Raw genomic sequence first — 23,735 nt, forward strand, 5'->3', positions numbered from 1 at the left:
AAATCCCTCGCCGGGATGCCGAGGTAAATGGTGCGGGGAGGGGGATTTGAACCCCCACGCCTTGCGGCACCGGATCCTAAGTCCGGCGCGTCTGCCAGTTCCGCCATCTCCGCATGTTGAAGAGTTTTACCCGTCTGAATTATAGCATTTCAGGTCTGTCACTGGGTAGGGCCGATGCGATTGATGGCGAAGCTACCGTATCCGAGGTCCTCGCTTTTTGTGGATTTTCCGGAACAGACCCGCAGCATTTCCTCGAAAAGCGCCTTCCCGATATCGTCAATGGTTTTTGTGCCGGCGATGACGGGGCCGGCGTCCACGTCCATGTTGTCGCTCATACGTTCGAAAGTCGGCGTGTTGGAACAGACTTTGATCACGGGGGCGATGGGACAGCCTGTACAGGTTCCCCGACCCGTGGTGAAAAGGATCACCTGAGCTCCTCCTGCCACCATGCCCGTAATGGACTCGATGTCATGCCCCGGCGTATCCATAAAGATCAGTCCATGGCGGCTCGGATGCTCCGCGAAGGCGAGGATTTCCTGCAGGGGCGCTTCTGTACCGGCCTTGCTGATGCAGCCCAGGGATTTTTCTTCGAGGGTCGTCAGCCCGCCCTGACGGTTGCCCGGCGTCGGATTGGCCAGTCGGATGTCCACCCCGTCGGCAAGGGCTCCCTCTTCCGCGTGTCGAACGACCGAGAACAGGCGCTCGGCCACTTCGGGATTCACCGCCCGTTTGGCCAGCAGGTGTTCGGCTCCGATCATCTCCTGTGTCTCCGACAGAATCGACGTTCCACCCGCGCGAATCAGCCGGTCGGATGCGTTTCCCACGGCGGGGTTGGCCGAAAGCCCGGACCAGGCGTCGGAGCCGCCGCACTCAAGGCCCAGAATCAGTTTTGAAAGGGGCTGTTCCTCGCGGTGAAGAAGGGAAATTTCCGCCAGCATCTCTCGCCCGATACGCACGCCTTTCGCGGTGGTGGCCAGTGTTCCGCCTTCTTCCTGGATGACCAGGTGAGCGACGGGTTTTGTCGTGATTTTTGAGATTTCTTCGGCGACTTCCCTGGCCTGGATCGTTTCACAGCCCAGCCCGACGACGATGCAGGCCGCCACGTTCGGGTTCGCGCCGAAACCGGCCAGTGTTCTTTTGGTTTGTGCGGCGTCGCTGGGGAGCTGCGCGCAGCCGTGCTGATGCGTTACGTACACGGCGCCGTTCAACTGAAGAGCGATGCGCGCGGCTGTGTCGTTGGCGCAGACCACCGACGGCAGCACCAGCAGATGATTTCGTATCCCGACGCTGCCGTCCGCCCTCGTATAACCCATAAAAACGGAATCTGATCCGCTGTTCATCGTTTATCCCCCCTGCCGCGCAGGCCCTCAAGATTGTGAACGTGAACGTGAGCGCCTTTGGGAATATCTTCTGAGGCCGCTCCGATGACCTCACCGTATTTGATCACGTTTTCGCCCCGTTTGAAGTCGCGCAGCGCAATTTTATGTCCGGCGGGAATCGCCGTGACGGCCGTGACTTTTATCGGTTCATCCCCTCGATTTATCGACAGAACTTCGCCCGGTTCAATATTTCTGACGACGGAGGCAACGTCGTCCTCTGCCGTTACGCAGTGCGCGTTGTGTATCTCAGGCGCTGTCATTTTACATCATCCCCCCCGCAGTGCGGATTTTTATTTTTTATCGGCATTGTTTTTCAGGTCCTGGCTTTTCAGGTCTTGATTTAGATTAGAGTCTTTTGAATTTTCGGGAAAGGCCATGAAAATAAGGCCCCCAACCAGTGTGACGGGAATAAATTGGGCCATGTGAGAAAAAAGCGTCACCGTCAGGGCCACGTCGGGCTCGATTCCGCAGTTTTTCAGGGCCGTCAGGGAAATGGCTTCGTAAACGCCGATGGCGCCCGGAGATGAGGGCAGAAGCATCCCCAGGCTGCTGACGGCAAAGATGGAAAGCGTCGTTGGCCAGGGAAGTCCCAGCGCGGCCGCGGCGTTCAGGCACAGGAATGTCTGGAGGCTGTAGAAGAACCACAGGGTCAGCGAGGTGGCGGTCAGGCGGACAAGAGCCCGCGGCGACATGTTGTCGAGGACTCCGGCAAGGGCCTGCGCGACGAAGCTCCCCAGCCCTCCTCTGCCGAAAAGACGGATAAATCGCTCCGTCAGGGTCGGATGCCGGTAAAAAAGAAAAAGAACGGCCCACCCTCCGGCGAGACATGCCGCAAAGAGATATACGACCTCCTGACGGTTCAGACTCCAGAGAAACCAGAGACTCAGGATCGCCAGAACGTTGACGTCGAAAAATCGCTCCATAAGGACAAGGCCCAGGGCCTTTTGGGAGGAAATTCCGTTGCTTCTGCCAAGCCAGACGGCCTTGGCCACTTCTCCCGCCTTGGCGGGCAGGACGTTGTTGATCGCAAGCCCCACCAGCGTGGCGGCGAAAGCTGAACGAAAGGACAGGGGAGGGGACGCCATCCAGGAAAGGCGCAGCCCCATCACGGCGTAAGCGGTGAAGGAAACCCCCAAAACCGCCAGCATGGGTGGAAGGGGGTAGCCTTTCACAATTTTCAGCAGGTTGACGAGAGGAACGTCCCAAAAGGCGTAACAGAGACATAAAACGGAGATTCCATATTTAAAAAAACACCACAGCCCGTGTATCAGCGCTTTTTTTCGGGTTGAAATCTCCGCCGTCCCGTTCATGGTTTTTCCGGCTGCGCCCGTCCTGAGTGGGTCACTTCACGGGGGCGATGGCGTGGGCCATGTTTCTCCCCAAAACGGCGCACTGCTCCAGGTCGTCGTCGGTGGGGGAGGCGCAGGACTCCACTTCGGGCCCAATCCTGTCGAGCTTGATCTCGTCGGAGAAGGTCCGGAGGGCGTCGAGAGCTCCCTTGCTCCAGCTGTAGCTTCCGGCGATCCCCAGGCAGCGTTTTTTGGGCATACGGTTGAGAATTTTTCTGCAAAGGGCGTCCAGGGGAGGGAAGAGGGTGGTGTTGTAGGTGCATCCCACGAGGACCATTCCGGCGTAACGCCAGATGTCGCTGAGGATCAGAGAATGTTCGCTGCGAGCGGCGTCGTAGAGGTGGACGTTTTTGACCCCGCCCTCGCTGATGCCGCAGCAGACCGCGTCCGCCATGCGGCGGGTGTGTCCGTACATGGAGCCGTAGACCACCACGACGCCGCACTCCGTTTCGTGCTTGCTCCACCGGTCGTAAAGGCTGACGACCTGGTTGACGTCCGTGCGGAAAAGCGTGCCGTGAGCGGGAAAGATGGCTTTGATGTCCAGTGAGGAAAGTTTTTTCAGGGCCGTCTGCACCATGCTGGAGTAACGGGCGACGATGGTGGCGTAATAGCGGAGCATCTCCCCCTCCCAGCGGTCCCGGGATCTTTCGTCGTCGAAGAGGCTGCCTTCATGAGCGCCGTAGCCGCCGAAGGCGTCGTTGGAGAAGAGGGTTTTCGTGGTCGTGTCGAAGGTCACCATGCTTTCCGGCCAGTGGACCATGGGAATGGGATGAAAGGAAAGGACATGTCCGCCAATGTCCAGGGTCTCTTCTTCCCGGATTTCGATGGTGTCGCTTTCTATTCGGTGGAACACTTTCAGCAGCGACAGAGTTTTCGCGTTGCCGATGAGCTGAAGATTGGGATAGCGGCGTTTCAGCGGCTGAATGACGCCTGCGTGGTCGGGTTCCATATGGTTGACGACGAGATAATCCAGAGGACGGTCTCCCAGGACCTGTTCAACCTTGCCCAGATAATCGTCGTCGCAGATTCCTTTTACCGTGTCTATGGCAAGTGTTTTTTCTTTCCCTTCGATGATGTAGGCGTTGTAGGCCACTCCCTGAGGCAGAGCCCACAACGACTCGAAAAGGTCGGTTTCATGGTCGTTGACCCCCACCCACCACGTATCTTTTGTGACCGATATAGGCTTATGCATGAGAAATTACTCCTTTCACATTCAGAAAATCAGCGTTTCGTGCCGTCCCGTCGATTCTTCGGCTTCGACTTCTGTTCCGCAGGTCGATCGACAGCAATAAGTATAACGCATACAATAACCTCGCCGGACTCCCGTGTTAAGCCCGTCTCGTTTCTTGACACCTTTCAAGAGAGAATGATAGCATGTCCGTGTTTCACAGTTCATTTTAATCATAAAACAGTAAAACAGTGATGTTTATGCACTAAAATATAAAATGAAGAACGGAAGTTTTGCAAAAGAGGAGGACATGAAAATGACGGATGTGACGAAGGAACGCGCGGCGGAACTGCTGAAGAAGTTCAAGGGAGACAGTTACACGTTTGGGCTGGGAGTTCTGGAGCAGGTGGGGGAGATTGCCCGGGGACGCGGCAAAAAGGTCACGGTGGTGGGAGATACCAAAACGTCGAAGCCCATTGTGGATCGGGTCATCGCCGCTCTGAAAAAATCGGGACTGGAGCTGGCGCCGGATCGTTGTGTGGAGGGGGCGAAACCCAACGCGCCCCGGGAGGACGTCTATCGCCTGGAGTCCTACCTGCTGCATTTCGCTCCGGACTGCGTGATTTCCGTCGGCGGGGGCAGCGGAATCGACGCTGTGAAGGCGGCGGCCCTTCTGCACGGGCTGGGGACGGAGTCTCCGGAGATCGACACCTGGTTTGGAACGGGAGTCGTCACCGAGGCCCTGAAGCGCACCGGTAAAAAACTTTTACCCCACATCGCCGTGGAAACCTCCGCCAGCAGCGGGGCCCATCTCACCAAATACTCCAACATCACGGATCCCGTGGAAGGGCAGAAAAAACTCATCGTGGACGAGGCAATCATTCCCTTTCACTCTATTTTCGACTACTCCGTTACGACGACCATGCCCGTTTCTCTCACCATCGACGGAGCTTTGGACGCCGTGGCTCACGCCATTGAGGTGTTCTACGGCGCGGCCCCCGACAAATACGACCTGTGCAGGGAGGTCACGGAGACGGTGCTGGACCTCGTGCTGAAGTACACGAAGCGGGCCGTGGACGACCCCAAAGACCTGGAGGCCCGCGAGGCTCTGGGACTGGCTACGGACCTGGGAGGGTACGCCATCATGATCGGCGGCACCAACGGCGCGCATCTGACCAGCTTTTCCCTGGTGGACGTCACCTCTCACGGACGGGCCTGCGGGATCATGAACCCCTATTACGCCGTGCTCTTTGCCGGCTCCATCGAGAAACATCTGAAGGTGATGGGAGCGCGTTACGCCGCGGCCGGATATATGAAGCCGGGGTTCGAGTCGCTTTCCGGGCGGGATCTGGCGGTGGCGGTGGGGGATGGCATGAAAGCCTTTGCCCGTTCCATCGGCGCGGAGACGAAGCTCACCGACTTCCCGAGGTTCACTCCCGCCCACGTGACCCGGGCGCTGACGGCGGCGAAAGACCCTCAGCTCAGGATGAAGCTCCAGAATATGCCCGTGCCTATGGAACTGGATCAGGTCGACGAATATATGGGGTCGGTTCTGAAGGGGGCCGTGACGGGAGATTTTGCCGAGGTGAAAACCCTGCCGGTGAAATAAGGGAGGTTTTGTCATGTCTTTAACGCCTGAAAGGAAAGCGTTTCTCGACGATCTGTGCCGGAAATTCCGGCTTGACGTGATCGAGGCGCTTCATAACGCTCAGACGGGGCATCCGGGCGGATCGCTTTCGGTCTGTGAAATTCTTACGACGCTATACTTCGAAAAGGCCCGAATAAACTCCGCGCAGCCCCGGGACCCCGACCGGGATCGTGTGGTTCTCTGCAAGGGGCACGCCGCGCCGATGCTTTATCGCGTGCTTGCGGAGAAGGGATTTTTCCCGGTGTCGGAAATGAAAACCCTGAGACGGCTGAACAGCATTCTTCAGGGGCATCCCACCATCCACACCCCCGGCGTTGAGCTCTCCACAGGCCCGCTGGGCACCGGGCTTTCCGCCGCGCTGGGCATGGCTCTGGGGCTTCGTCTTTCGAAGTCGGCGGCGAAGGTCTACGCCGTTCTGGGGGATGGCGACGTCAACGAGGGAATGGTCTGGGAGGCCTGCATGAGCGCTGTGAAGTACAAAGCAGACAATCTGATCACCATTTACGACTGGAATAAAGTTCAGCTCGACGGAAAGAGCGCCGACATCATGCCTCAGGGGGACATGAACGCGAAATTTTCGGCCTTCGGCTGGCGGTGCATTCCCTGCGATGGCCACGACATCGGGGCCCTCTGTGACGCTTTGGACGCTCTTATCCTGCATCCCGACGGGCGTCCGGGCCTCATTCTGGCCTCTACCATCAAGGGAAAAGGGGTGTCCTTTATGGAAGGACAAAGCGCGTGGCACGGCAAGGCCATCGGCGACGAGGATTACAAGCGCGCTGTGGCGGAACTGGGGGGCGAGTGAAATGGCAAAGGCCATACGCGAAATTTATGGAGAGGCTCTGGTGAAATACGGAAGAGACAATCCCGATGTGGTCGTGCTGGACGCGGATGTTTCCTCCTCCACTCGTTCCGGATTGTTCCAGGCGGCCTGTCCGGAGCGTTTTTTCAACGTCGGTGTGGCGGAGGCCAACATGACGGGGATGGCGGCGGGTTTGGCCTCAGTCGGAAAAATCCCTTTCGTCAACACCTTTGCCACTTTTCTGATCACGAACGGACTGCTCGCGGCCCGCGTGTTCGGGTCCTACTCCGGCCTGAACATCAAGCTCATGGGGGCCTATACCGGACTCTCGGACGCTTACGACGGGCCCACCCACCACGCCATTGAGGACATCGCGGTCATGCGCGCTCTTCCCAATTTCAGGGTTTACGTGGCGAACGACGAGGTGGGGACGGACTGGCTTGTCCGGCACGCCATCAAGTCGAAGGGCCCCATGTATATCCGCCTCTCCCGGGATGTTTTCCCGACCCTCTACGAGCCTGGGACGAAATTCGAGGAGGGAAAAGGTAAAATTCTGCGTCAGGGAAAGGACGCCGCGATCATCGCCTGCGGCAGAATGCTGGGCATGGCCGTGGAGGCTTCCAAAATTCTGAGCTCCGAGGGAATTGACGTCACGGTGGTGGACATGTTCACGATCAAGCCACTGGACGCGGAACTGATCACGGAAACGGCGAAAAGCACGGGAGCCGTGGTCACGGCTGAAGAACACAGCGTGATCGGAGGGCTGGGCGGAGCCGTCGCCGAGGTTCTGGCCACGCGCAGGGTTTGCGTTCCACTGGGCTTCGTGGGAATCGCGGACTGCCACGCGGAATGTGGGGCCTATTCAGAGCTTTTGGCAAAATATGGGCTGGATGTTCCGGCAGTCGTCGCGAAGGTTCGTGAAACTCTGGCGAAAAAGTGACGGCGGCGAATCGAGGGACGGATCAAGGGAGGCAACGGATGATACCAACAACGAAGTCAGAACACGCATGGATGCCAAAAGAGCTGACGGACGCTCTGACCCCGGAGGAGCTCGAAGAAAGCAGGCTCAGGGCGCGGGTGATGGTATTGCTTCAAAACTACCGGAAGAAACACGGCTATACCCAACGGGAACTGGCGGAGTTGTTCGGCGTGACCCAGGGGCTTGTTTCCCGATGGGAAAATTGTGAAGAGAACTTTAAAATCAGCACGCTGGTTAAAATCGCGATTGTTACGGGCACCCATATTGAGATCGATTTTTCAGAGAAACCTTAAATACGACAAAGTATTGCAAAAAGTGTATTGCAAAAAATGTATCGGAGAAAAGCTCCCGACCGCGAAGGTCGGGAGCAGGTGTCGTCGTCACTCGATATGGGTGAGGTGGGTGATTCCGATGAAGTTGAGCGGCGAAATCTCAATGTTTTTGACTTCTTTGCGGATGGCATAGGGTGTGTGGGGAATGTAGACGGGAATGCGCGGAAAATCCTCCAGAACCTGCTGGTCTATTTTGCGGTAGGCTTCCACGCGGGCGGCGTTGTCCGACGCTTTCATCCCGATCATGATGTTTTCATCGACGAAATCGTTGGCGTAATAACCGTAGTTGCTGCCGGAAGGCGGAAACATGGAGGAGTGGAGAAGCGGCCGGTACGCCCAGTCCGCATCGGCGGTGGACGGACTCCAGCCGAAAATGAACACCTGAGATTTACCCTGTTCCGGCGCCACACGAATGCGGGAGTTGATGGTGGCCCAGTCCATGACCTCGATTTTCAGCTCCATGCCGACGGTCCGCGCGAACCCCTGAAAAACCTCGGGGAGCGGGGAGCCCTGCAGGGATGTCCACAGGTCCAGAGAAAGTTTTTTGCCATCTTTGCTGCGAATACCCGAACCATCGTCTTTCCAGCCGCTTTCCTCCAGCAGGGCTTTGGCCTTCTCTATATCGAAGGGAATGGTAATCCCTTTTCCGCCATAACCGTTGACGGTCGGCGCGATCAGAACGTGGGCGGGAGTAGCCTGTCCTTTCAGCACTTTCTGACAAAGGGAGTCCCTGTCGATGGAGTAAGCCAGAGCCTTGCGAACGTTCCGGTCGGAGAGGATGGGATTCCGGACGTTCACCACGAGATACTGGACGCTCAGTCCCGGACGGCTTTCAATGTACAGATCTTTGTGCTTCTGAAGCCGTTCCACGTCGGATGCGTTCACGCTGTGAACCACGTGGGCGTCGCCGGCCTCGGCCATCATTCCTCTGCTGGAACCTTCCGGCGCCACTTTCCACAACACCTTTTTCAGTTTAGGCTCTCCCTGCCAGTAGTCCTTGAACGCCTTCAGGCCGATATAGTCGCCGGGTTCCCATTCTTCGAACATGAAAGGCCCCGTTCCCGATGGATTTTTCTTCATGGCGGCGCTCTTTTCGGGGTCCTTTACGTAAGTGGGGTCCACGATCAGGCCCGCCGAGTGAGCCAGAATATTCAAAAATGGGCCGAAGGGCTCTTTCAGATTGAAGACCACCGTGTATTCATCCACGACCTGCACGTCCTCAATGACGGGAGCGTAAAGAGGCGTCCGTTTGAAGTTTCCCTTCAGGACACGGTCGAAGTTGACCTTTACGGCTTCCGCGTTGAAAGGGGCGCCGCTGTGGAATTTGATGCCCTTTCTCAGTTTGAAGGTCCAAATTTTGCCCTCCCCGGAGAGCGCCCATTCCTCGGCCAGCAGGGGAAAAAGTTTGAGGTCCTGATCCAGCCCCACCAGGCTTTCGTAAATCTTGTGGTTCAGGTCTTCGGAGGGAGTGTCCGTGGTGTCGTGGGGATCCATGGTGATGACTTCCGTGGATTTTACGACGACAAGGGTGTCTTTATCCAGGGCTCCAGCCACCCCCACACTCGAAAAAAAGACGAACAGGAGAATTGCAATCAAACAACCGCGCTGTTTCATAACTGTAACACCTCCTTGAAATAAGTCCCCGCGGGGACAGGTACTCCGTTATTTACCGGTATCTGCCGGACAAAATCAGGTGACGCGATGACAGGCCACAAAATGCCCTGTTTCCGCTTCCCGCCAGGGGGGTGCTTCCAGACGGCAGCGTTCCGAGACGAAGTCGCAGCGAGTGTGAAAACGGCATCCTGACGGCGGGTCGAGGGGGCTTGGAATATCCCCCTGAATCACCTTGTCGAAAATATCCTCGCCGGAGATGTAGGGCTTGGGAACACTGTGCAGAAGCGCCTGCGTATAGGGATGCAGGGGAGAGGCGAAAAAGCGTTCCCGATCCGCCAGTTCTACCAGCTGCCCCAGGTACATGACGGCCACGGTATGGCTGATGTACCGGATGACGGCAAGGTTGTGGCTGATGAATAAATAGGTTATTCTGCGTTTTTGCTGCAATTCTCTGAAGAAGTTGAGGATCTGGGCCTGCACCGAGACGTCCAGCGCGGAGGTCGGCTCGTCCAGCACCAGAAATTCCGGAGTGGAAACGAGGGCCCGGGCGATGGCGATGCGCTGACGCTGCCCGCCCGAAAATTCATGGGGGTAGCGGTCCATGTGTTCTCTGTCCAGTCCCACCTCGCGAAGAATGGCGTAAACCCGATCGTCGATTTCCCTGCGGCCGGCAGAGGGCTCCTGTATTTTCAGAACCCGTCCGATGATCGAGCCGACGTGCATACTGGGATTCAGAGATGCGAAGGGGTTTTGAAATACCATTTGAGCCTTTTTGCGAAAGGCCTTATCTTCCGGCCCGTTCAGCGACGCCAGGTCTCTGCCTCTGAAGAGCACGCTTCCCGCGGTGGGTTTGAGAAGCCGCAGAATGATATTGCCGGTCGTGGATTTGCCGCTGCCGGATTCTCCCACAAGGCCGAGAGTCTTTCCCTCGGAAATCCTGAAAGTGACGTCGTCCACGGCTTTAATGCAGCCCTGCGGCCGTTTGAAAAGGACGCCTCGGGTGACGGGGAAATAGCATTTCAGACCCCTGACCTCCAGGATATTTTGGGAATTTTTATCTTTTTCGGACATGATGTTCACTTCCCGTACTCATGACAAATAACTCTGTGCCCTGGCTCGATTTCCAGCGAGGGCGGCGCTTTTTGCCGGCAAATTTTCCGGGCCAGCTCGCATCGGGGAGAAAAGCTGCAGCCCTCGGGAAGCGTCAGCGGGTTGGGCAGTGTGCCGGGAATGACGGTCAGCAGTTCCTGGTCCTGATCCAGCCGCGGAATGGCGTTCAGCAGGCCCTGTGTATAAGGATGTCCGGGATGTTCAAAAATCGACTCCGCACTGCCGTACTCCACAATGTTTCCCGCGTACATCACGGCGACGCTTCGGGCCATGGTCGCGATGATGCCCAGGTCGTGAGAAATGAGAAGAATGCTGCTTCCCATATCCTGCTGCAGTTTTTTGATCAGGGAAAGAATCTGGGCCTGAATGGAAACGTCCAGCGCCGTCGTCGGTTCGTCCGCGATCAGCAGTTTGGGGCTGCAGGCCAGCGCCATGGCGATCATGACGCGCTGTTTCATTCCTCCGGAAAACTGGTGGGGGAAGCGCTTCACCGATTTTGCGGCGTCGGGAATGTTCACTTTTTCGAACATCTCCACGGTGCGGCGGCGAATTTCTCCCGGTGTGAGACGCGAATGGCTCCGGATAGATTCCTCCACCTGAGCGCCCACGGTCATCACCGGGTTCAGATAACTGGCGGGGTCCTGAAAGATCATGGAAATATCCCGACCTCGCACGCGTCGCATCTCTTCTTCCGTAAGGCTCAGAAGATTGCGGCCTTCAAAGGTGATCGTTCCCCTGGCAATCCGGCCGGGAGGAGAGGGAATCAGTCTCATGATCGCCATGGATGTCATGGATTTCCCCGACCCTGTCTCGCCCACGAGCCCCAGAATTTCTCCCCGCTTCAGAGAAAAATTCACGTCCTGAAGCGCATGGACGGTTCCCTCGGAGGTGTTGAAAACAACGTTCAGATTTGCGACGCGCAGCAGTTCAGAGTCCGGCATTGAGTCGTCCGCCTTTTATTTTCAGTCTTGGGTTCAGAGCATCCTGCAGACCGTCTCCCAGAAAATTGAACCCCAAAACCACGATCATAATGGCGAGTCCTGGGAAAATTGCCACAAAAGGAGCGGAACGCAGATAAATTCTGGCGGCCGAAAGCATGGTTCCCCACTCGGGAGAGGGAGGCTGGACTCCCAGCCCCAAAAAGCCCAAACTCGCGGCGGTGAGCAGGACCGTCGCCATGCGCATGGTGGTTTGGACGATGATGGGAGAAATGGCGTTGGGCAGAATATAACGCAGGATGATGGAAAAGTGGGATTCTCCGATGGTTCGGGCCGCCGCCACGTAGTCGTTTTCCCGAACCGAAATGACCGCGCCGCGGGTGACCCGCGCGAACCCCGGAATGGAGTTGATCCCCGTGGCTATAATCAAATTGTGAAGGCTGGGGCCCAGGATGGCCACGATGGCCAGAGACAGAAGCATGCCCGGAAAAGCCAGCAGAATGTCGATGGCGCGCATGAGAACTTCATCGGGAAGCCCTCCGAAATATCCGCCGAGGGCGCCAAGAATGAGGCCGGCTATGAGGGAAAAGGCGATGGCGCCTGTTTGGATGATGAGAGAAACTCTCGCGCCGTAAAGAATACGGCTTAAAATATCGCGCCCATACTCGTCGCAGCCGAAAAAATGCTCCAGAGAAGGAGGGCTGTAGGACAAATCCAGGTTTTGCAGAAACGGATCGTACTGCGTCAGCAACGGCCCGAAAAGGGCCAGTATCAGATAGACGACCACGATGATGAAACCCAGAAGCGCCGTTTTGCTGCGAATCAGACGCAGCCAGATGATTTTGATTTGGGAAGCGCCCTGCAGAATGGCGGAAGGAGCGTTTTCTGTCATTTGAAGTCTCTCCTTAATCGTAGCGAATTCTCGGGTCCAGCAGAGCATACAGCAAATCGACGAACAGATTTGCGATAACGAAAATCAGGGCGATGATCAGAAGCGTCGCCTGGACGACAGGATAATCCCGCCCCAGAATCGCCTCCACCAAAAGGCGGCCCAGCCCGGGCCAGGCAAAAACGGACTCCGTGAGAACGGCTCCGGTCATGAGCGAGCCGATCTGCAGTCCAACAACGGTTACCGTCGGGATCATCGCGTTGCGCAGAGCGTGCCGGCAGATCACAATTCTTTCAGGCAGGCCCTTGCTGTGAGCCGTTGTAACGTAATCCTGCCCCAGGACGGCCATCATGCTGGAGCGCGTCATTCTGGCGATGATTCCCGCCGACCCCATTCCCAGCACAAAGGAGGGCATGATCAGGTGACGCCAGCTTCCCATGCCGTTGGAGGGAAGCCATCCCAGTATGACCGAAAAACACAGAATGAACAAAATAGCCAGCCAGAAAGCCGGCATCGAAATGCCGATGAGAGCGAAAAAAGTGGCGATATAGTCAATGAAGGTGTAGCGGTAGAGGGCGGACAAAATTCCGGCACCCATTCCCAGAGCGATGGCGATGCAAAAAGCGCACCCGGCCAGTTGAGCCGTGTTTTTCAGTCGCTTTCCAATCAGGCTCAGGACGGGAACTTCGTATTTCATGGAGGTGAGACTGCCGTTCAGCAGTCCCTTCAGAAAAAAGAAATACTGCGTGTACAAAGGTCTGTTCAGGCCGAATTTCTCCCGAACCTGCATGACAATTTCCGGAGTCGCGTCCGGTCCGGCCAGGAGCACGGCGGGGTCTCCGGGCGTAAGGTGCAGCACAAGAAAAGCGAGAAAAGAAACTCCGATGACAACAGGAATGGACACCAATATCCTGCGCAGAATGTACCGGCCCACAGCTTCGCCTCTTTTCTCTGTTCAGTAATATGAATTTCATAATTTACTATAATGAAGTGTATTTTATCATTAATGTAAAGAATTATTTCGCCGTCCGTTTTCGGCGCAATTTTTGGAGGAATTTTTGAAAAGATAAGATCAGGATAAAACAGAAGACTCCCAGCAGGGCGATGGTTCCCCCTGGTTTCAAACGCAGATAATACGAGATATAAAGCCCCGTCACGGTGAAGATTACAGCGAAGTACACCGCGTAGATCACCGTTTTTTTGTAACTTTTTCCGAATTGCATGGCGCAGGCCACCGGGATGATCATGGTGGAGGAGACGATCAGCGCGCCTGCCGTTCGCGCCGCCACCGCCACCGTCACCGCCGTCAGAATCGTAAAAATGAAATTTATCTTTTGCACCGGCACTCCCGACAGCCGCGCGGCTCTTTCGTTGAACGCGATGTAGAAAAGCTCTTTGTACAACATGAGGAAGGTTGCCATCACCGCTCCGCTGACGCAGATAACCAGCGTCATTTCAAAATCGCTGAAGGCGATGATACTGCCGAAAAGAAAATTGTTGAAGCTGGACGCGTTTTTGACGAATCCGGACAGAATACCCGTGGCTCCAAGCCCTGCCGAGAGCATGACCGCGATGGACAGCTCGGCGTATTGGGGAATTTTTCTGCGGAAACCCTCGATGCAAAAAGCGGCGGCGACGCAGGCAAGCACGGCGGACAGCACGGGATTGACTCCCGTGATCAGACCGCCGGCGACCCCCGCCAGGGACATGTGGGATAGCACGTCGCCTACCATGGAAAGACGCTTCAAAACCACGATCATGCCGATACAGGGAATGACGGCGGACAGGAGAATGCCCACCACAAAAGCCCGACGCATAAAATCATATTCGAAAATTTCCATATTCTACAGCCTCCATGTCCCCCGAAAGACTGCGTTTTCCCGGCTGAATTTCCCGCTTTCAGAAATTGTCCCGGTCAGGGTGTTTGTGCCTGTGTGACAGCTCTTCATCCACCTGTTTTTTGTCGAGTTCCATCAGAGAGCCGTTCTCCAGGCAGAGGATTCTCGACAAAAAATCGAGGACCCCCGCAAGGTCGTGGGTCACCATCACCACCGTCAGCTCCGTGGCCGCATTCAGACGCGACAGAAGTTCGAAGAAAGATTGTGAACTTCTGCGGTCCACGCCGGCAGTGGGCTCATCCAGCAGCAGAAGTTCAGAGGATCCCGCCAGGGCTCGGGCCAGCATGACCCGCTGGATTTGCCCTCCCGAAAGGTTCCCGATACGCCGCCTGGCAAAATCCGCCATCCCCACCTGCTCCAGCGCTGAAATCACCTTTTTTTGGTGCTCTCTTTTGGGGAAGCGGCAGAGTCCGATCTGAGGGAAAAGGGCCGTCATGACAATTTCCTCCACGGTGGCCGGGAAAGCGCTTCCGGCGGAGAAAACGTTTTGCGGCAGCCAAGCGATGGCCGGCCAGTTTTTGAAACGGCGCAGATCCTGGCCAAACAGCCGAATCCCACCGGAAGAAGGTGGAAGCTCTCCCAGAAGCATACGCAGAAGCGTGCTTTTTCCGGAGCCGTTGGGTCCCGTAATGACGACGAAATCTCCCTGTCTTACGGAAAAATCGACCTGAGAAAAAATCACTTCCTCCTCATAGCTGAAACTCAGGTTTTCCACTTCGATGAGTTCTCTTCCGGCGGGATTCGGCATGTTGGGCTCTCTTCTCGCCGGCTCTACTGAAAGGCGGACAGCAGGGATTTCAGATTACGGCGCATCACTGAAAAATAGTCGTCGCCGGCCGCCCTGGCCCTGTCGCTGAGTCCCTCCAGAGGATTCAAAACGGCAGTTTTCGCCCCCGCGGCCTTCGCGACGGTTTCCGCCACTTTGGGATTGCCCTCTTCTTCATAGAAAACTGTTTTTACGCCATTTTTTCGAACGAATTCGATAATTTCGCTCATTCGGGCAGGGGTGGGCTCCGATTCGGGATAAGCGCCCTCCACCGCGACCTGGTTCAGCCCGCAGGCGGAACAAAGGTACTGGAAAGCTCCGTGGGTGACGACGACGGATTTTCCCGCAAAAGGCAGCAGGGCTTTTCGAAAGCTTTCGTTCAGCGCGTCGAGTTCCCTCGCGTAACGGTGGAAGTTTGCTTCGTAATACTCTTTGCCCTTGGGATCGACCTGTATGAACGCGTCCCGGATATTGGCCATCTCCTGTTTCGCGTTCATGGGGTCGAGCCATACGTGGGGATCCATGTCGCCGCGGTCCTCCGGAGAAATTCCTTTGGAGGCGTTTACGACGACCAGTTTTTTATTTTGCAGAGACCCCAGGACGTCGTCGATCCATGGCTCCATGCTCAATCCGTTGCAGATAAATACGGCGGCCTTTTCCAGTCCCGCCACGTCTGCGGCGGCCGGTTCCCATTCGTGAGGCTCCACGGCGCCCGATGCCATGTTCGTGACCTGAACCCTTTCCCCGCCGATTTTTACGGCGAAATCGTACATGGGATAAAAACTGGCGTAAACGGAAATTCGGGTTTGCTGCGATTCGTTCGCGTTTTCGTTTTTACTTCTGTCCTCCCGGGGCGGCGTCAGAGAGGCCGTCCCTCCCATCGCCATTCTCGACGCGGCCCAGTTCCGCGTGATATAAAGCCCTGCGAGCAGGATGAGAGTGAACAGAGCGACTTTCAAAAGGTGATTCTTAAAACGTTCCATATTCCTTGTTCCTCGTGACAATAGATTTAGCATACACAAGTTCACGACTCGTCCATGATAAAATGCAAACAGCGATCCTTTGCATTTAGAAGGGATTGTAAAGCACCAGGAAAGGAGAGTCAAGAAAAGTTACTGTTTTGCAATTGAGAAAAGAGGGAGGAGACGGGGACTATGGAGTCAAAAACCCGAAAAGAATTGAAATCGCAGTACAACGAACGGGAGATCATCGGCGGGGCCTATATCATCAAAAACGCGCAGACCGGCAGGATATTGCTGGAGACCTCCACGGATCTGCGCGCCAGCAAAAACCGTTTCGATTTTTCGCAAAAAACGGGCTCCTGTCCCGTCAAAAAGCTGGAGAAGGATTGGGTTGCTTCGGGGGCCGGAGCTTTCGTTTTTGAAGTTCTGGAGGAACACGTCAAAAAAAGTTCACGGACAAGCAGGGAGTTTCAGGAGGATATGGCCGCTTTAAAAGAGCTATGGCGGGAAAAGCTGACAGGCGACAACGCGGTTTTGTACTGATACTCGTTCTTTGACCAGGCGCGCTTCAAAATTCTGTCATTCTCCATTTTCCCGAATCCACTCCAGATATTTGGAGTGACCGCCCTCGACGGGCGTCAGAAGAATTTCAGGCAGCTCGTAGCTGTGGTGTTCCAGAATTGTCCGCTCAATGTCGGCCCAGCGATCCCGGCGGCATTTGACGAGCAGCAAAACTTCCCGATCCGCGCACAGTTTTCCCTTCCAGCGATAGCGGCTGTTGACGGGAAACATCTGCACACAGGCGGCCAGCCTTTTCTCCAGCAGAGCTCCGGCAATTTTCTCCGCTTCGTCCTCGTCGGCGCAGGCGGTGGTCACAACCGCATACCGAACGTCGCTCATCCCGGGAAGTCCTGCCGTTTTCCGGTTTTTCCAGCGCGTCCCATGAGGCCCCAGAGCGCGACCTCAAAGCCGCACCAGCCCTCGGCGGCGGAGGTTTTTTCCAGCCAGGAAAGACGGATGAGCTGCAGCAGACACTGTTTTACAGCGGGAGCGCCATAGGCGTCAAGGGCGTTTCGCGCCATGCGCAGAGCGTATTCCCTTGTCGCCCCGATGGCGGCGAGAACCCTGCCCTCCATTTGCCGGGGGAAGGAAGCGATGTAAAGCGCGGGACGCAGACGATTGTACAGCGCGGTCAGCAGGGGCAGGGGAGAGGGGTCGGACTGGAGGTACTTCAGGGCGTTCAGAACATTTTTGGGGCGGGCCTGACAGACGCCGTCCAGAAAGCGCAGGAGGGCGTTGCCTCCCTCGTCGAAGGACAGATTTTTCACCATCTCCGTGGTGACAGTGGATCCCGAGGCGAACAGGGTCAGTTTATTCAGTTCGGAGCGCAATTCCTCCTGGGATTCGATGGAGTCCGCCAACAGGGCCGCGGCGGTGTCTTCCAGCTTTGCGCCCTCTCCCCGGGCCAGGGACAGAAGCCATTCCTTGCGCTTCCAGGGGGGAACCGCGGCGTCGGGACGGATGAATTCGATTCGGTCCGAGAGCTCCTTTGGGAAGATTTTTTTGCTGTCTCCTCCAAAGGTCGCCACGATGACGCTTTCGGCCTCTTCCTTTTCGAGGAATTCCTCCAGCGCTTCCGGAAAGGGCCCCAATTGCTCGGCGGATTCCACCACCGTCGTCTGTTTCGTTTCGAAGAGTCCGCCGCTGCGGGAGGCGGCGAACAGCCCGGGCCACCCCCCCGTCGTTGAAAGGGCCTCGATTTTCCCCATCAGAGCGTAACCTTTGCGGGAAAGGGCCGCGAGCAGCTCTTCGAGTTTTCGGCGCTGGCTTTCATGGCCTTCAATGACGATCAGACGAGGCATGACATTCTCCCCTCGAAAAATATTTAAAAAAAATGTTATAAAACCCCTCTCCGGGGAGAGGGGACGTATTTTTTCCTGCGGGTATCGGCGTTTATCCTTTAATTACGATGTTGACCAGGCGGTCCGGGACGACGATGATTTTTAGGATCGTCGCGCCCCTGACTTTTTCCTGAATCGTCGCGTCGGCCAGAGCGGTTTCTTTCAGTTTCGTCTCGTCGAGGCCGGCGGGCAGATTCAGTTTGGAGCGCACCTTGCCGTTGATCTGCACGACGACGGTGACAGAATCCGCAGCCAGTGCGTCTTCTTCGGCGACGGGCCATGGGGATGTGGAGAGAAGACCGGCATTACCCAGCATTTGCCACAACTCTTCCGTCATGTGGGGGGCAAAGGGAGAAAGACAGTTCAGAAGAATATCCACACCCTCGCGCAGCAGTTTGTGTCCCGTTTCATTCAGGGGTTTGAAGGCGTAAATGGCGTTCGTCAGCTCCATCAGTTTCGCGATGGCCGTGTTGAACTGCTTTTCTTCGCTGATGTCGTGAGTGACGCCCAGGATGGTGCTGTGAATTTTGCGCTTGAAATCCCGGGAGGCCGAATCAGAAAGCTCCGTCATGGGAACGCGGTCTGTTCCGTGGCTTTTCAGGCTTTCCAGGTTCTCCTCGACGCAGCGCCAGACCCGTCCGAGGAAGCGATGCGCCCCCTCCACGCCCTGCTCGGACCAGTCGAGGTCGTTCTGAGGCGGCGCGGCGAACAAAATGAAGAGACGCACCGTGTCCGCTCCGTATTTTTCCACGATCTCCGTGGGGTCCACGACGTTGCCCAAAGACTTGGACATCTTCGCGCCGTCCTTTATGACCATGCCCTGGGTCAGCAGGTTCGTAAAGGGCTCCCGCACCTTCAGAAGTCCGATATCGGCCAGGAATTTCGTGAAGAAGCGGGCGTAAATCAGATGCAGACAGGCATGTTCGATCCCGCCGATATATTGGTCGACGGCCATCCAGTAGTCCGTTTCCTTCGTGTTGAACGGAGCGGTGTCCAGGCTGGAGGAGCAGTAACGATCGAAGTACCAGGACGAGCAGAAGAAAGTGTCCATGGTGTCGGCCTCGCGTCGGGCGGGACCGCCGCAGGAGGGGCAGGTGGTGGCGAGCCATTCGGGCATGTCCAGCAGAGGAGAATGCCCCACCTCTTTGACCTCCACGTCCTCGGGCAGCAGGACGGGGAGCTGATCCTCCGGAACGGGGACGATTCCGCATTTCGGGCAGTGTACGAAGGGAATCGGCGTTCCCCAGTATCGCTGCCGCGAGATGAGCCAGTCCCGCAGGCGGAAATTGACCTCCCGGTGACAGAGCCCTTCCTTTTCACCCCAGTCGATCATCGTCTGTATCGCCTTTTGAGTGGGAAGACCGTTGAACTGTCCGGAGTTGCAGCTGATGCCGTCTCCCTCGAAGGAGGTCTCCATGGATGCGCCGTCGAGGGTTTCGCCTTCAGGCTGAATGACGGGGATGATCTCGATGTCATATTTGCGGCAGAACTCGAAGTCGCGCTGATCGTGGGCGGGAACGCCCATGATGGCCCCCGTGCCGTAGTCCATGAGAATGTAATTGGCCAGCCAGATGGGGACCGGTGCGCCTGTGACGGGGTGCCTGCCTGTAAAGGGTGTTTTGAATCCCAGTTTTTCCCCTCCCACGGCGGAGCGTTCGATGGAGCTCTGGGCTGAGCACTGAGCGACGAATTCCCTCATGGCGGACGCTTCCGACTCCGGCATTTTTTCGAGCATGGCCTGGACCAGTTCGTGTTCCGGGGCAAGGGCGATGAAGGTGATGCCGTACACCGTGTCGAAGCGGGTGGTGAAGGCCTCGATGGTGTATTCCAGCTCCGGGACGTGAAAGGAAAGCCGGGCGCCTTCAGAGCGGCCGATCCAGTTGCGCTGCATAATGCGGACTCTTTCGGGCCATCCGGAAAGGGAGGCGTCGATGTCGTCCAGCAGTTCCTGCGCGTAGTTCGTGATGCGGATGAACCACTGCTCCAGATTTTTCCTTCCCACCGGCGTCTCGCAGCGCCAGCAGGCCCCGTTGACCACCTGCTCGTTGGCGAGAACCGTGCCGCAGGTTTCGCACCAGTTGACGGGCGCGGTTTTCCGGTAGACCAGACCTTTTTTATACATCTGGAGGAAAATCCACTGATTCCATCGATAGTACTTAGGATTGCAGGTTTCGACCCGGCGGCGCCAGTCGTAGCTGTACCCCATGCGTTTGAGCTGGCTCGTCATGTACTCGATGTTTTCCCACGTCCAGTCGTGGGGTTTTGTTTTGTACTTGAGGGCGGCGTTTTCGGCGGGCATGCCGAAGGCGTCGAAGCCCATCGGATAAAGAACGTTCTGTCCCTTTTTACGGAGGAAACGGGCGAGCATGTCTCCCATGGAGTAATTCCGCACGTGCCCCATATGCAGCGCGCCGCTGGGATAGGGGAACATCTCCAGACAGTAGAACTTGGGCTTCGCCGGGTCGGCCTCGACCTCGAAACATTTATGATCCGCCCATTCTTTTTGCCATTTCGCCTCGATCGCCTGAAAATCGTAGCTCATCCTTCTTCCTCCCGATTAAAAACTCAGAGGGGCAAATTCCGCGTTCTTCACGGTCGTCCCTGCCCCTTTGAGATCTTCTGCGTCATAGAGAGGATTATAGCGTTTTACGGCCTTTGTGCAAAGTATCTGATAGAATAACGTCTGTTCAGCGCGGGTAACCGGAGCCTGCGAAAGGTTAAAACTAAAGGTTAAAACTATGGAAGGACTGGTGAACATGCGGTTCGATATCGTTCGCGGCAGACTGGAGAAACTGAGACAGCGGATGCGTGAACAGCAGATAGACGCTCTGACGGTGATGGTGTTCGAACGACTGAATTCCGAAAACTGTCATTATATATCGGGTTTTCGAGGCAGCAGCGCGGCCCTGGTCATTGACGCGAAGCGGGAACTTCTGATCACCGACGGGCGTTATCGGACTCAGGCGGCTCTTCAGTCGCCTTTCACCCTGGTGGTGCAGTCCGACCTTCCGCTGGCGGAGTACGTGGTTCAGGTTCTTTCCAAAAGTGGGTATAAAACGGCGGGATTCGAGGCCGAAAAGGTTTCCTGCGCCATCTTCGAAACGGTTCTGAAGAAGGCGCCGGTGGAGTGGAAGGACGCCTCGGCCCTGATTCCCTCTCTGCGCCGTTCCAAGGACGCGGAGGAAGTGGCTGCCATTCGGCGCGCAGGCGTCATCGCCCGCCAGGCTTTCGATCGCGTGCTGAAAGACGTGCGGGTGGGAATGACGGAGGTCGATTTCGAGAGCCGCCTGATCAGCGAAATTAAGCGCGCCGGTGCGGAAAAGGGTTGGGCTCACGATGATTTTATCGTTGTTTCGGGCGCCCGCGGCGCCATGTGTCACGGTCGGGCCACGGACAGGGCCTTCGAGCGGGGAGACACCGTCACGCTGGACTACGGGGCGATGATCGATGGATATATGTGCGACATCACGCGAAATTTCGCTGTGGGCGGGGCGCAGGACCGAGCCGTGGAACTGGACGGAATCCTGGTGAAGGCGCACCGAGAAGCCGCCGCGGCCCTGCGTCCGGGAGTTTCCGGGAAGGAAGTGGACGCCGTCGCCAGAAGAATCATAGAAGAGGCGGGCTACGGGAACGGCTTCGTGCACGGCCTGGGACACGGACTCGGGCTGGAAATCCATGAATCGCCGCGCCTTTCGTTCCTGTCGAAGGATATTCTCCAGGCGGGAGATGTGGTGACGATCGAACCCGGCATTTACATCGAAGGCTGGGGCGGCCTGCGGGTGGAGGACGACTATCTGATCACGGAAAATGGCGCGGAATGCCTCACTCAGTCCGACGACCAGCATTTGAAAATTGCCGGCTGAGCGAAAATTGAGCGAAAATTGAAGGCGCTCCGGCGCGAACTTTAAAGGTCAGATTATAAAAATTATAGAAATTATAGAAATTGCAGAAATATCGAAAGGGGAAAAATAAATTGACGGGCAGCACGGAAAGTGAAAACGCCGCTCTTGAGGGCGCAGAGCAGTCAGAAAACGAAATTCTTCGTCAGCGGAAGGATAAGCTCCAGCGTCTTCGGGAAGAGGAAGGATATGACCCTTACGTCGTTGAAAAATGGGACCGTCGGGATACCCTCGGAGAAATTCGCGGTCGTTTCGACGGACTGCAGCCGGACGAGGTCGCGCGGGATGTGGAGATTCAGAGCGCCGGACGCCTGATGACGCTGCGGCGGCAGGGAAAGGCCACCTTCGCGGATCTTGCGGATGAAAGCGACAGAATGCAGCTCTACTTCCAGTTCAATGAAGTAGGGGAGAAAAATTACGACTTTCTGAAAAAATGGGTGGATACGGGGGACTGGATCGGCGTAACGGGCCATCCCTGCCGAACGCGGCGCGGAGAGCTGACGATTCTGGTCACGGGGTACAAACTGCTCTGCAAGGCGCTGCGCCCTCTGCCCGAAAAATGGCACGGCCTGACGGACACCGAGGTTCGTTATCGCCGGCGTTATACGGACCTGATCGCGAATCCGGAGGTCCGCGACGTCTTTCGCTCCCGCTCGAAGATCATCGCCTCCTTCCGTCGAACTTTGGAGGATCATGGAACGCTGGAGGTAGAAACGCCGACGCTCTCCGTCCTGGCGGGAGGGGCGGCTGCCAGGCCCTTCAGAACCTTCCACAACGCACTGGGGCTGGACATGTTTTTGCGCATTGCGCCGGAGCTCTACCTCAAGCGCCTGGTTGTGGGCATGATGGGGCGGGTGTACGAGATCGGCAAAAACTTCCGCAACGAGGGCATCGACACCATGCACAACCCGGAGTTCACGATGATGGAGGTTTACTGGGCCTACGCGAATTACGAGGACATGATGAACCTGGCCGAGGAGCTGATCCGTAACGCCGCGCGGACCGTGGGGCCTCTGAAAATAGAATGGCAGGGGATTGAGCTGGATTTGGAACGGCCCTTCCGCCGCGTGACGATGCTGGACATCGTAAGGGAAGAAACGGGCATCGACTTCCGGACGGTGACCTCCGACGAGGAAGCGAGAAAAATTGCCGAAGAAAAAGGTCTGAAAGGTGAACTGAAGGGGAATGAAAGCCGCTTTGCCGTGCTGAACCTGATGTTTGAGACCTTCTGTGAGGAAAAGCTCGTGAATCCCACTTTCGTTATCGGGCATCCCACGGAAATTTCTCCGCTCTCCAAGCGTGACCCGGACAACCCGGACTACACCCATCGGTTCGAGCTGTTCATGTGCGGTCGGGAACTGGCGAACGCTTTCAGCGAGCTGAACGATCCCATCGACCAGCGTGAGCGTTTCGAGGATCAGCTCCGGAAAAAGGAAGCCGGTGACGATGAAGCCCACGATTTCGACGAGGATTTCATCAACGCCATTGAGACGGGCCTGCCTCCCACAGGAGGCATGGGGATCGGAATCGACCGCCTGGTCATGTTCCTGACAAACTCCCGTTCCATCCGCGACGTCATCCTCTTCCCATTGATGAAACCCAGAAATTGAAACGGGCCGCACGCCGGAGAAAAATGAAAAAGCGCGAAAGAAGCGTTGTCAGGAAGTGTTGTTTTTCTTGACAGGCGGAGAAATATCGATATAATCGTACCGTTTGAGTGGATGCGGAGAAGTGGCCGAGTGGTCGAAGGCGGTTGACTCGAAATCAACTGAGCTCCCTGCGGGCTCCGTGAGTTCGAATCTCACCTTCTCCGCCAGTTCTCGACAATGCGTGTCATTGCGAAACGCGACATTCTGTCGCTACTCCACCCCGCCGCTCAGGCCGCCCTCCATGTCCACCAGCGCGGAGGCTTTCCACACGCCGCCGGTTGCGGCGAACTCCGCGAGACCTCCGTACTTCGCGCACACGGTTCGCACGGAGAGAATGCCGATGCCCTCCATCGGGGGCATTGCCTCGCTCGTCTTCCTGGACAGGAACGCGCCGCTTTCATTCACCCCGCTTTCATTCAACACTGTCCCGTCGAAGCTGTTTTCGACTATTA

General features: G+C 56.6%; 23 protein-coding genes and 2 tRNA genes. 8 read left to right on the forward strand and 17 right to left on the reverse strand.

Going from position 1 to position 23,735, the window contains the following annotated elements:
- Nucleotides 1-28: 28 nt before the first annotated feature.
- From LBR61_12625 to LBR61_12645, 5 genes are all read right to left on the reverse strand, one after another.
- Nucleotides 29-113, reverse strand: a tRNA-Leu gene (locus LBR61_12625).
- 45 nt (nt 114-158) lie between these two features.
- Nucleotides 159-1,340 (reverse strand): UxaA family hydrolase, encoded by a 1,182-nt coding sequence (locus LBR61_12630; GenBank protein MDR1732925.1) that lies wholly within the window; start codon nt 1,338-1,340, stop codon nt 159-161.
- The gene (locus LBR61_12635) at nt 1,337-1,639 is read right to left on the reverse strand and encodes a UxaA family hydrolase (protein ID MDR1732926.1); all 303 of its coding nucleotides are present in this window, start codon (nt 1,637-1,639) and stop codon (nt 1,337-1,339) included. Before LBR61_12635 ends, LBR61_12630 begins: the two co-directional genes overlap by 4 nt.
- 30 nt (nt 1,640-1,669) lie before the next feature.
- Nucleotides 1,670-2,689, reverse strand: a complete 1,020-nt coding sequence (locus LBR61_12640) for a flippase-like domain-containing protein (GenBank protein MDR1732927.1) — start codon at nt 2,687-2,689, stop codon at nt 1,670-1,672.
- Nucleotides 2,690-2,720: 31 nt separating this feature from the next.
- Nucleotides 2,721-3,920, reverse strand: coding sequence for an FprA family A-type flavoprotein (locus LBR61_12645; protein ID MDR1732928.1), 1,200 nt, complete (start codon nt 3,918-3,920; stop codon nt 2,721-2,723).
- A gap of 292 nt (nt 3,921-4,212) precedes the next feature.
- On the opposite strand from LBR61_12645, the gene LBR61_12650 reads away from it, so the two are divergent.
- The 4 genes from LBR61_12650 to LBR61_12665 are packed head-to-tail and all read left to right on the forward strand — an operon-like array spanning nt 4,213 to nt 7,618.
- The gene (locus tag LBR61_12650; GenBank protein MDR1732929.1) at nt 4,213-5,505 is read left to right on the forward strand and encodes an iron-containing alcohol dehydrogenase; all 1,293 of its coding nucleotides are present in this window, start codon (nt 4,213-4,215) and stop codon (nt 5,503-5,505) included.
- Nucleotides 5,506-5,518: 13 nt separating this feature from the next.
- Nucleotides 5,519-6,349 carry a transketolase gene (locus LBR61_12655; GenBank protein MDR1732930.1) on the forward strand — a complete coding sequence of 277 codons (831 nt, stop codon included), beginning with the start codon at nt 5,519-5,521 and terminating at the stop codon, nt 6,347-6,349.
- Between the two features lies 1 nt (nt 6,350).
- Nucleotides 6,351-7,286, forward strand: a complete 936-nt coding sequence (locus LBR61_12660; protein MDR1732931.1) for a transketolase family protein — start codon at nt 6,351-6,353, stop codon at nt 7,284-7,286.
- Between the two features lie 38 nt (nt 7,287-7,324).
- On the forward strand, nt 7,325-7,618 hold the full coding sequence (locus LBR61_12665; protein MDR1732932.1) for a helix-turn-helix transcriptional regulator: 294 nt from the start codon (nt 7,325-7,327) through the stop codon (nt 7,616-7,618).
- An 87-nt stretch (nt 7,619-7,705) separates the two neighbouring features.
- Here the strand turns inward: LBR61_12665 and LBR61_12670 are convergent, their stop codons facing one another.
- The 8 genes from LBR61_12670 to LBR61_12705 form a co-directional block, all read right to left on the reverse strand.
- Nucleotides 7,706-9,271, reverse strand: a complete 1,566-nt coding sequence (locus LBR61_12670) for an ABC transporter substrate-binding protein (protein MDR1732933.1) — start codon at nt 9,269-9,271, stop codon at nt 7,706-7,708.
- 75 nt (nt 9,272-9,346) lie between these two features.
- A complete protein-coding gene (locus tag LBR61_12675) occupies nt 9,347-10,342 on the reverse strand; it encodes an ATP-binding cassette domain-containing protein (protein MDR1732934.1) in 996 nt (331 codons plus the stop codon).
- 5 nt (nt 10,343-10,347) lie between these two features.
- Nucleotides 10,348-11,322, reverse strand: a complete 975-nt coding sequence (locus LBR61_12680; protein MDR1732935.1) for an ABC transporter ATP-binding protein — start codon at nt 11,320-11,322, stop codon at nt 10,348-10,350.
- Complete coding sequence (locus LBR61_12685; GenBank protein MDR1732936.1) at nt 11,309-12,211, reverse strand: ABC transporter permease; 903 nt, start codon at nt 12,209-12,211, stop codon at nt 11,309-11,311. The genes LBR61_12680 and LBR61_12685 overlap by 14 nt, the downstream gene beginning before the upstream one ends.
- A 13-nt stretch (nt 12,212-12,224) precedes the next feature.
- The gene (locus tag LBR61_12690) at nt 12,225-13,142 is read right to left on the reverse strand and encodes an ABC transporter permease (protein ID MDR1732937.1); all 918 of its coding nucleotides are present in this window, start codon (nt 13,140-13,142) and stop codon (nt 12,225-12,227) included.
- Between the two features lie 82 nt (nt 13,143-13,224).
- Nucleotides 13,225-14,049 (reverse strand): metal ABC transporter permease, encoded by an 825-nt coding sequence (locus tag LBR61_12695; protein ID MDR1732938.1) that lies wholly within the window; start codon nt 14,047-14,049, stop codon nt 13,225-13,227.
- Between the two features lie 58 nt (nt 14,050-14,107).
- Nucleotides 14,108-14,854, reverse strand: coding sequence for an ABC transporter ATP-binding protein (locus LBR61_12700; protein ID MDR1732939.1), 747 nt, complete (start codon nt 14,852-14,854; stop codon nt 14,108-14,110).
- A 23-nt stretch (nt 14,855-14,877) separates the two neighbouring features.
- The gene (locus LBR61_12705; GenBank protein MDR1732940.1) at nt 14,878-15,855 is read right to left on the reverse strand and encodes a zinc ABC transporter substrate-binding protein; all 978 of its coding nucleotides are present in this window, start codon (nt 15,853-15,855) and stop codon (nt 14,878-14,880) included.
- A 171-nt stretch (nt 15,856-16,026) separates the two neighbouring features.
- Between LBR61_12705 and LBR61_12710 the strand changes: the two genes are divergently transcribed.
- Nucleotides 16,027-16,377, forward strand: coding sequence for a GIY-YIG nuclease family protein (locus LBR61_12710; protein ID MDR1732941.1), 351 nt, complete (start codon nt 16,027-16,029; stop codon nt 16,375-16,377).
- Between the two features lie 36 nt (nt 16,378-16,413).
- Here LBR61_12710 and LBR61_12715 read toward each other — a convergent pair whose 3' ends face one another.
- From LBR61_12715 to leuS, 3 genes are all read right to left on the reverse strand, one after another.
- Nucleotides 16,414-16,734, reverse strand: coding sequence for a divalent-cation tolerance protein CutA (locus tag LBR61_12715; GenBank protein ID MDR1732942.1), 321 nt, complete (start codon nt 16,732-16,734; stop codon nt 16,414-16,416).
- Nucleotides 16,731-17,696 (reverse strand): hypothetical protein, encoded by a 966-nt coding sequence (locus LBR61_12720; protein MDR1732943.1) that lies wholly within the window; start codon nt 17,694-17,696, stop codon nt 16,731-16,733. The genes LBR61_12715 and LBR61_12720 overlap by 4 nt, the downstream gene beginning before the upstream one ends.
- A 91-nt stretch (nt 17,697-17,787) precedes the next feature.
- Nucleotides 17,788-20,277 carry a leucine--tRNA ligase gene (gene leuS, locus LBR61_12725; GenBank protein MDR1732944.1) on the reverse strand — a complete coding sequence of 830 codons (2,490 nt, stop codon included), beginning with the start codon at nt 20,275-20,277 and terminating at the stop codon, nt 17,788-17,790.
- 196 nt (nt 20,278-20,473) lie between these two features.
- On the opposite strand from leuS, the gene LBR61_12730 reads away from it, so the two are divergent.
- From LBR61_12730 to LBR61_12740, 3 genes are all read left to right on the forward strand, one after another.
- Nucleotides 20,474-21,598, forward strand: a complete 1,125-nt coding sequence (locus tag LBR61_12730; protein ID MDR1732945.1) for an aminopeptidase P family protein — start codon at nt 20,474-20,476, stop codon at nt 21,596-21,598.
- A 110-nt stretch (nt 21,599-21,708) separates the two neighbouring features.
- Nucleotides 21,709-23,244, forward strand: a complete 1,536-nt coding sequence (lysS, locus tag LBR61_12735) for a lysine--tRNA ligase (GenBank protein ID MDR1732946.1) — start codon at nt 21,709-21,711, stop codon at nt 23,242-23,244.
- 115 nt (nt 23,245-23,359) lie between these two features.
- Nucleotides 23,360-23,450, forward strand: a tRNA-Ser gene (locus tag LBR61_12740).
- Between the two features lie 43 nt (nt 23,451-23,493).
- Here the strand turns inward: LBR61_12740 and LBR61_12745 are convergent.
- Nucleotides 23,494-23,735: GHKL domain-containing protein (locus tag LBR61_12745; GenBank protein MDR1732947.1), on the reverse strand; the 242-nt coding region annotated here is incomplete at its 5' end.

Source organism: Synergistaceae bacterium, from assembly GCA_031272035.1.
In the GTDB taxonomy this organism is placed as follows: Bacteria; Synergistota; Synergistia; order Synergistales; family Aminobacteriaceae; genus JAISSA01.

Coding starts and splice junctions, on each gene's coding strand:
- LBR61_12710 (MDR1732941.1), top strand. CDS start 16,027: ATGGAGTCAAAAACCCGAAAAGAATTGAAATCGCAGTACAACGAACGG.
- LBR61_12705 (MDR1732940.1), bottom strand. CDS start 15,855: ATGGAACGTTTTAAGAATCACCTTTTGAAAGTCGCTCTGTTCACTCTC.
- LBR61_12650 (MDR1732929.1), top strand. CDS start 4,213: ATGACGGATGTGACGAAGGAACGCGCGGCGGAACTGCTGAAGAAGTTC.
- LBR61_12630 (MDR1732925.1), bottom strand. CDS start 1,340: ATGAACAGCGGATCAGATTCCGTTTTTATGGGTTATACGAGGGCGGAC.
- LBR61_12660 (MDR1732931.1), top strand. CDS start 6,351: ATGGCAAAGGCCATACGCGAAATTTATGGAGAGGCTCTGGTGAAATAC.
- LBR61_12715 (MDR1732942.1), bottom strand. CDS start 16,734: ATGAGCGACGTTCGGTATGCGGTTGTGACCACCGCCTGCGCCGACGAG.
- LBR61_12635 (MDR1732926.1), bottom strand. CDS start 1,639: ATGACAGCGCCTGAGATACACAACGCGCACTGCGTAACGGCAGAGGAC.
- LBR61_12720 (MDR1732943.1), bottom strand. CDS start 17,696: ATGCCTCGTCTGATCGTCATTGAAGGCCATGAAAGCCAGCGCCGAAAA.
- LBR61_12640 (MDR1732927.1), bottom strand. CDS start 2,689: ATGAACGGGACGGCGGAGATTTCAACCCGAAAAAAAGCGCTGATACAC.
- leuS (MDR1732944.1), bottom strand. CDS start 20,277: ATGAGCTACGATTTTCAGGCGATCGAGGCGAAATGGCAAAAAGAATGG.
- LBR61_12730 (MDR1732945.1), top strand. CDS start 20,474: ATGGAAGGACTGGTGAACATGCGGTTCGATATCGTTCGCGGCAGACTG.
- LBR61_12675 (MDR1732934.1), bottom strand. CDS start 10,342: ATGTCCGAAAAAGATAAAAATTCCCAAAATATCCTGGAGGTCAGGGGT.
- LBR61_12645 (MDR1732928.1), bottom strand. CDS start 3,920: ATGCATAAGCCTATATCGGTCACAAAAGATACGTGGTGGGTGGGGGTC.
- LBR61_12695 (MDR1732938.1), bottom strand. CDS start 14,049: ATGGAAATTTTCGAATATGATTTTATGCGTCGGGCTTTTGTGGTGGGC.
- LBR61_12670 (MDR1732933.1), bottom strand. CDS start 9,271: ATGAAACAGCGCGGTTGTTTGATTGCAATTCTCCTGTTCGTCTTTTTT.
- LBR61_12665 (MDR1732932.1), top strand. CDS start 7,325: ATGATACCAACAACGAAGTCAGAACACGCATGGATGCCAAAAGAGCTG.
- LBR61_12680 (MDR1732935.1), bottom strand. CDS start 11,322: ATGCCGGACTCTGAACTGCTGCGCGTCGCAAATCTGAACGTTGTTTTC.
- LBR61_12655 (MDR1732930.1), top strand. CDS start 5,519: ATGTCTTTAACGCCTGAAAGGAAAGCGTTTCTCGACGATCTGTGCCGG.
- LBR61_12700 (MDR1732939.1), bottom strand. CDS start 14,854: ATGCCGAATCCCGCCGGAAGAGAACTCATCGAAGTGGAAAACCTGAGT.
- LBR61_12685 (MDR1732936.1), bottom strand. CDS start 12,211: ATGACAGAAAACGCTCCTTCCGCCATTCTGCAGGGCGCTTCCCAAATC.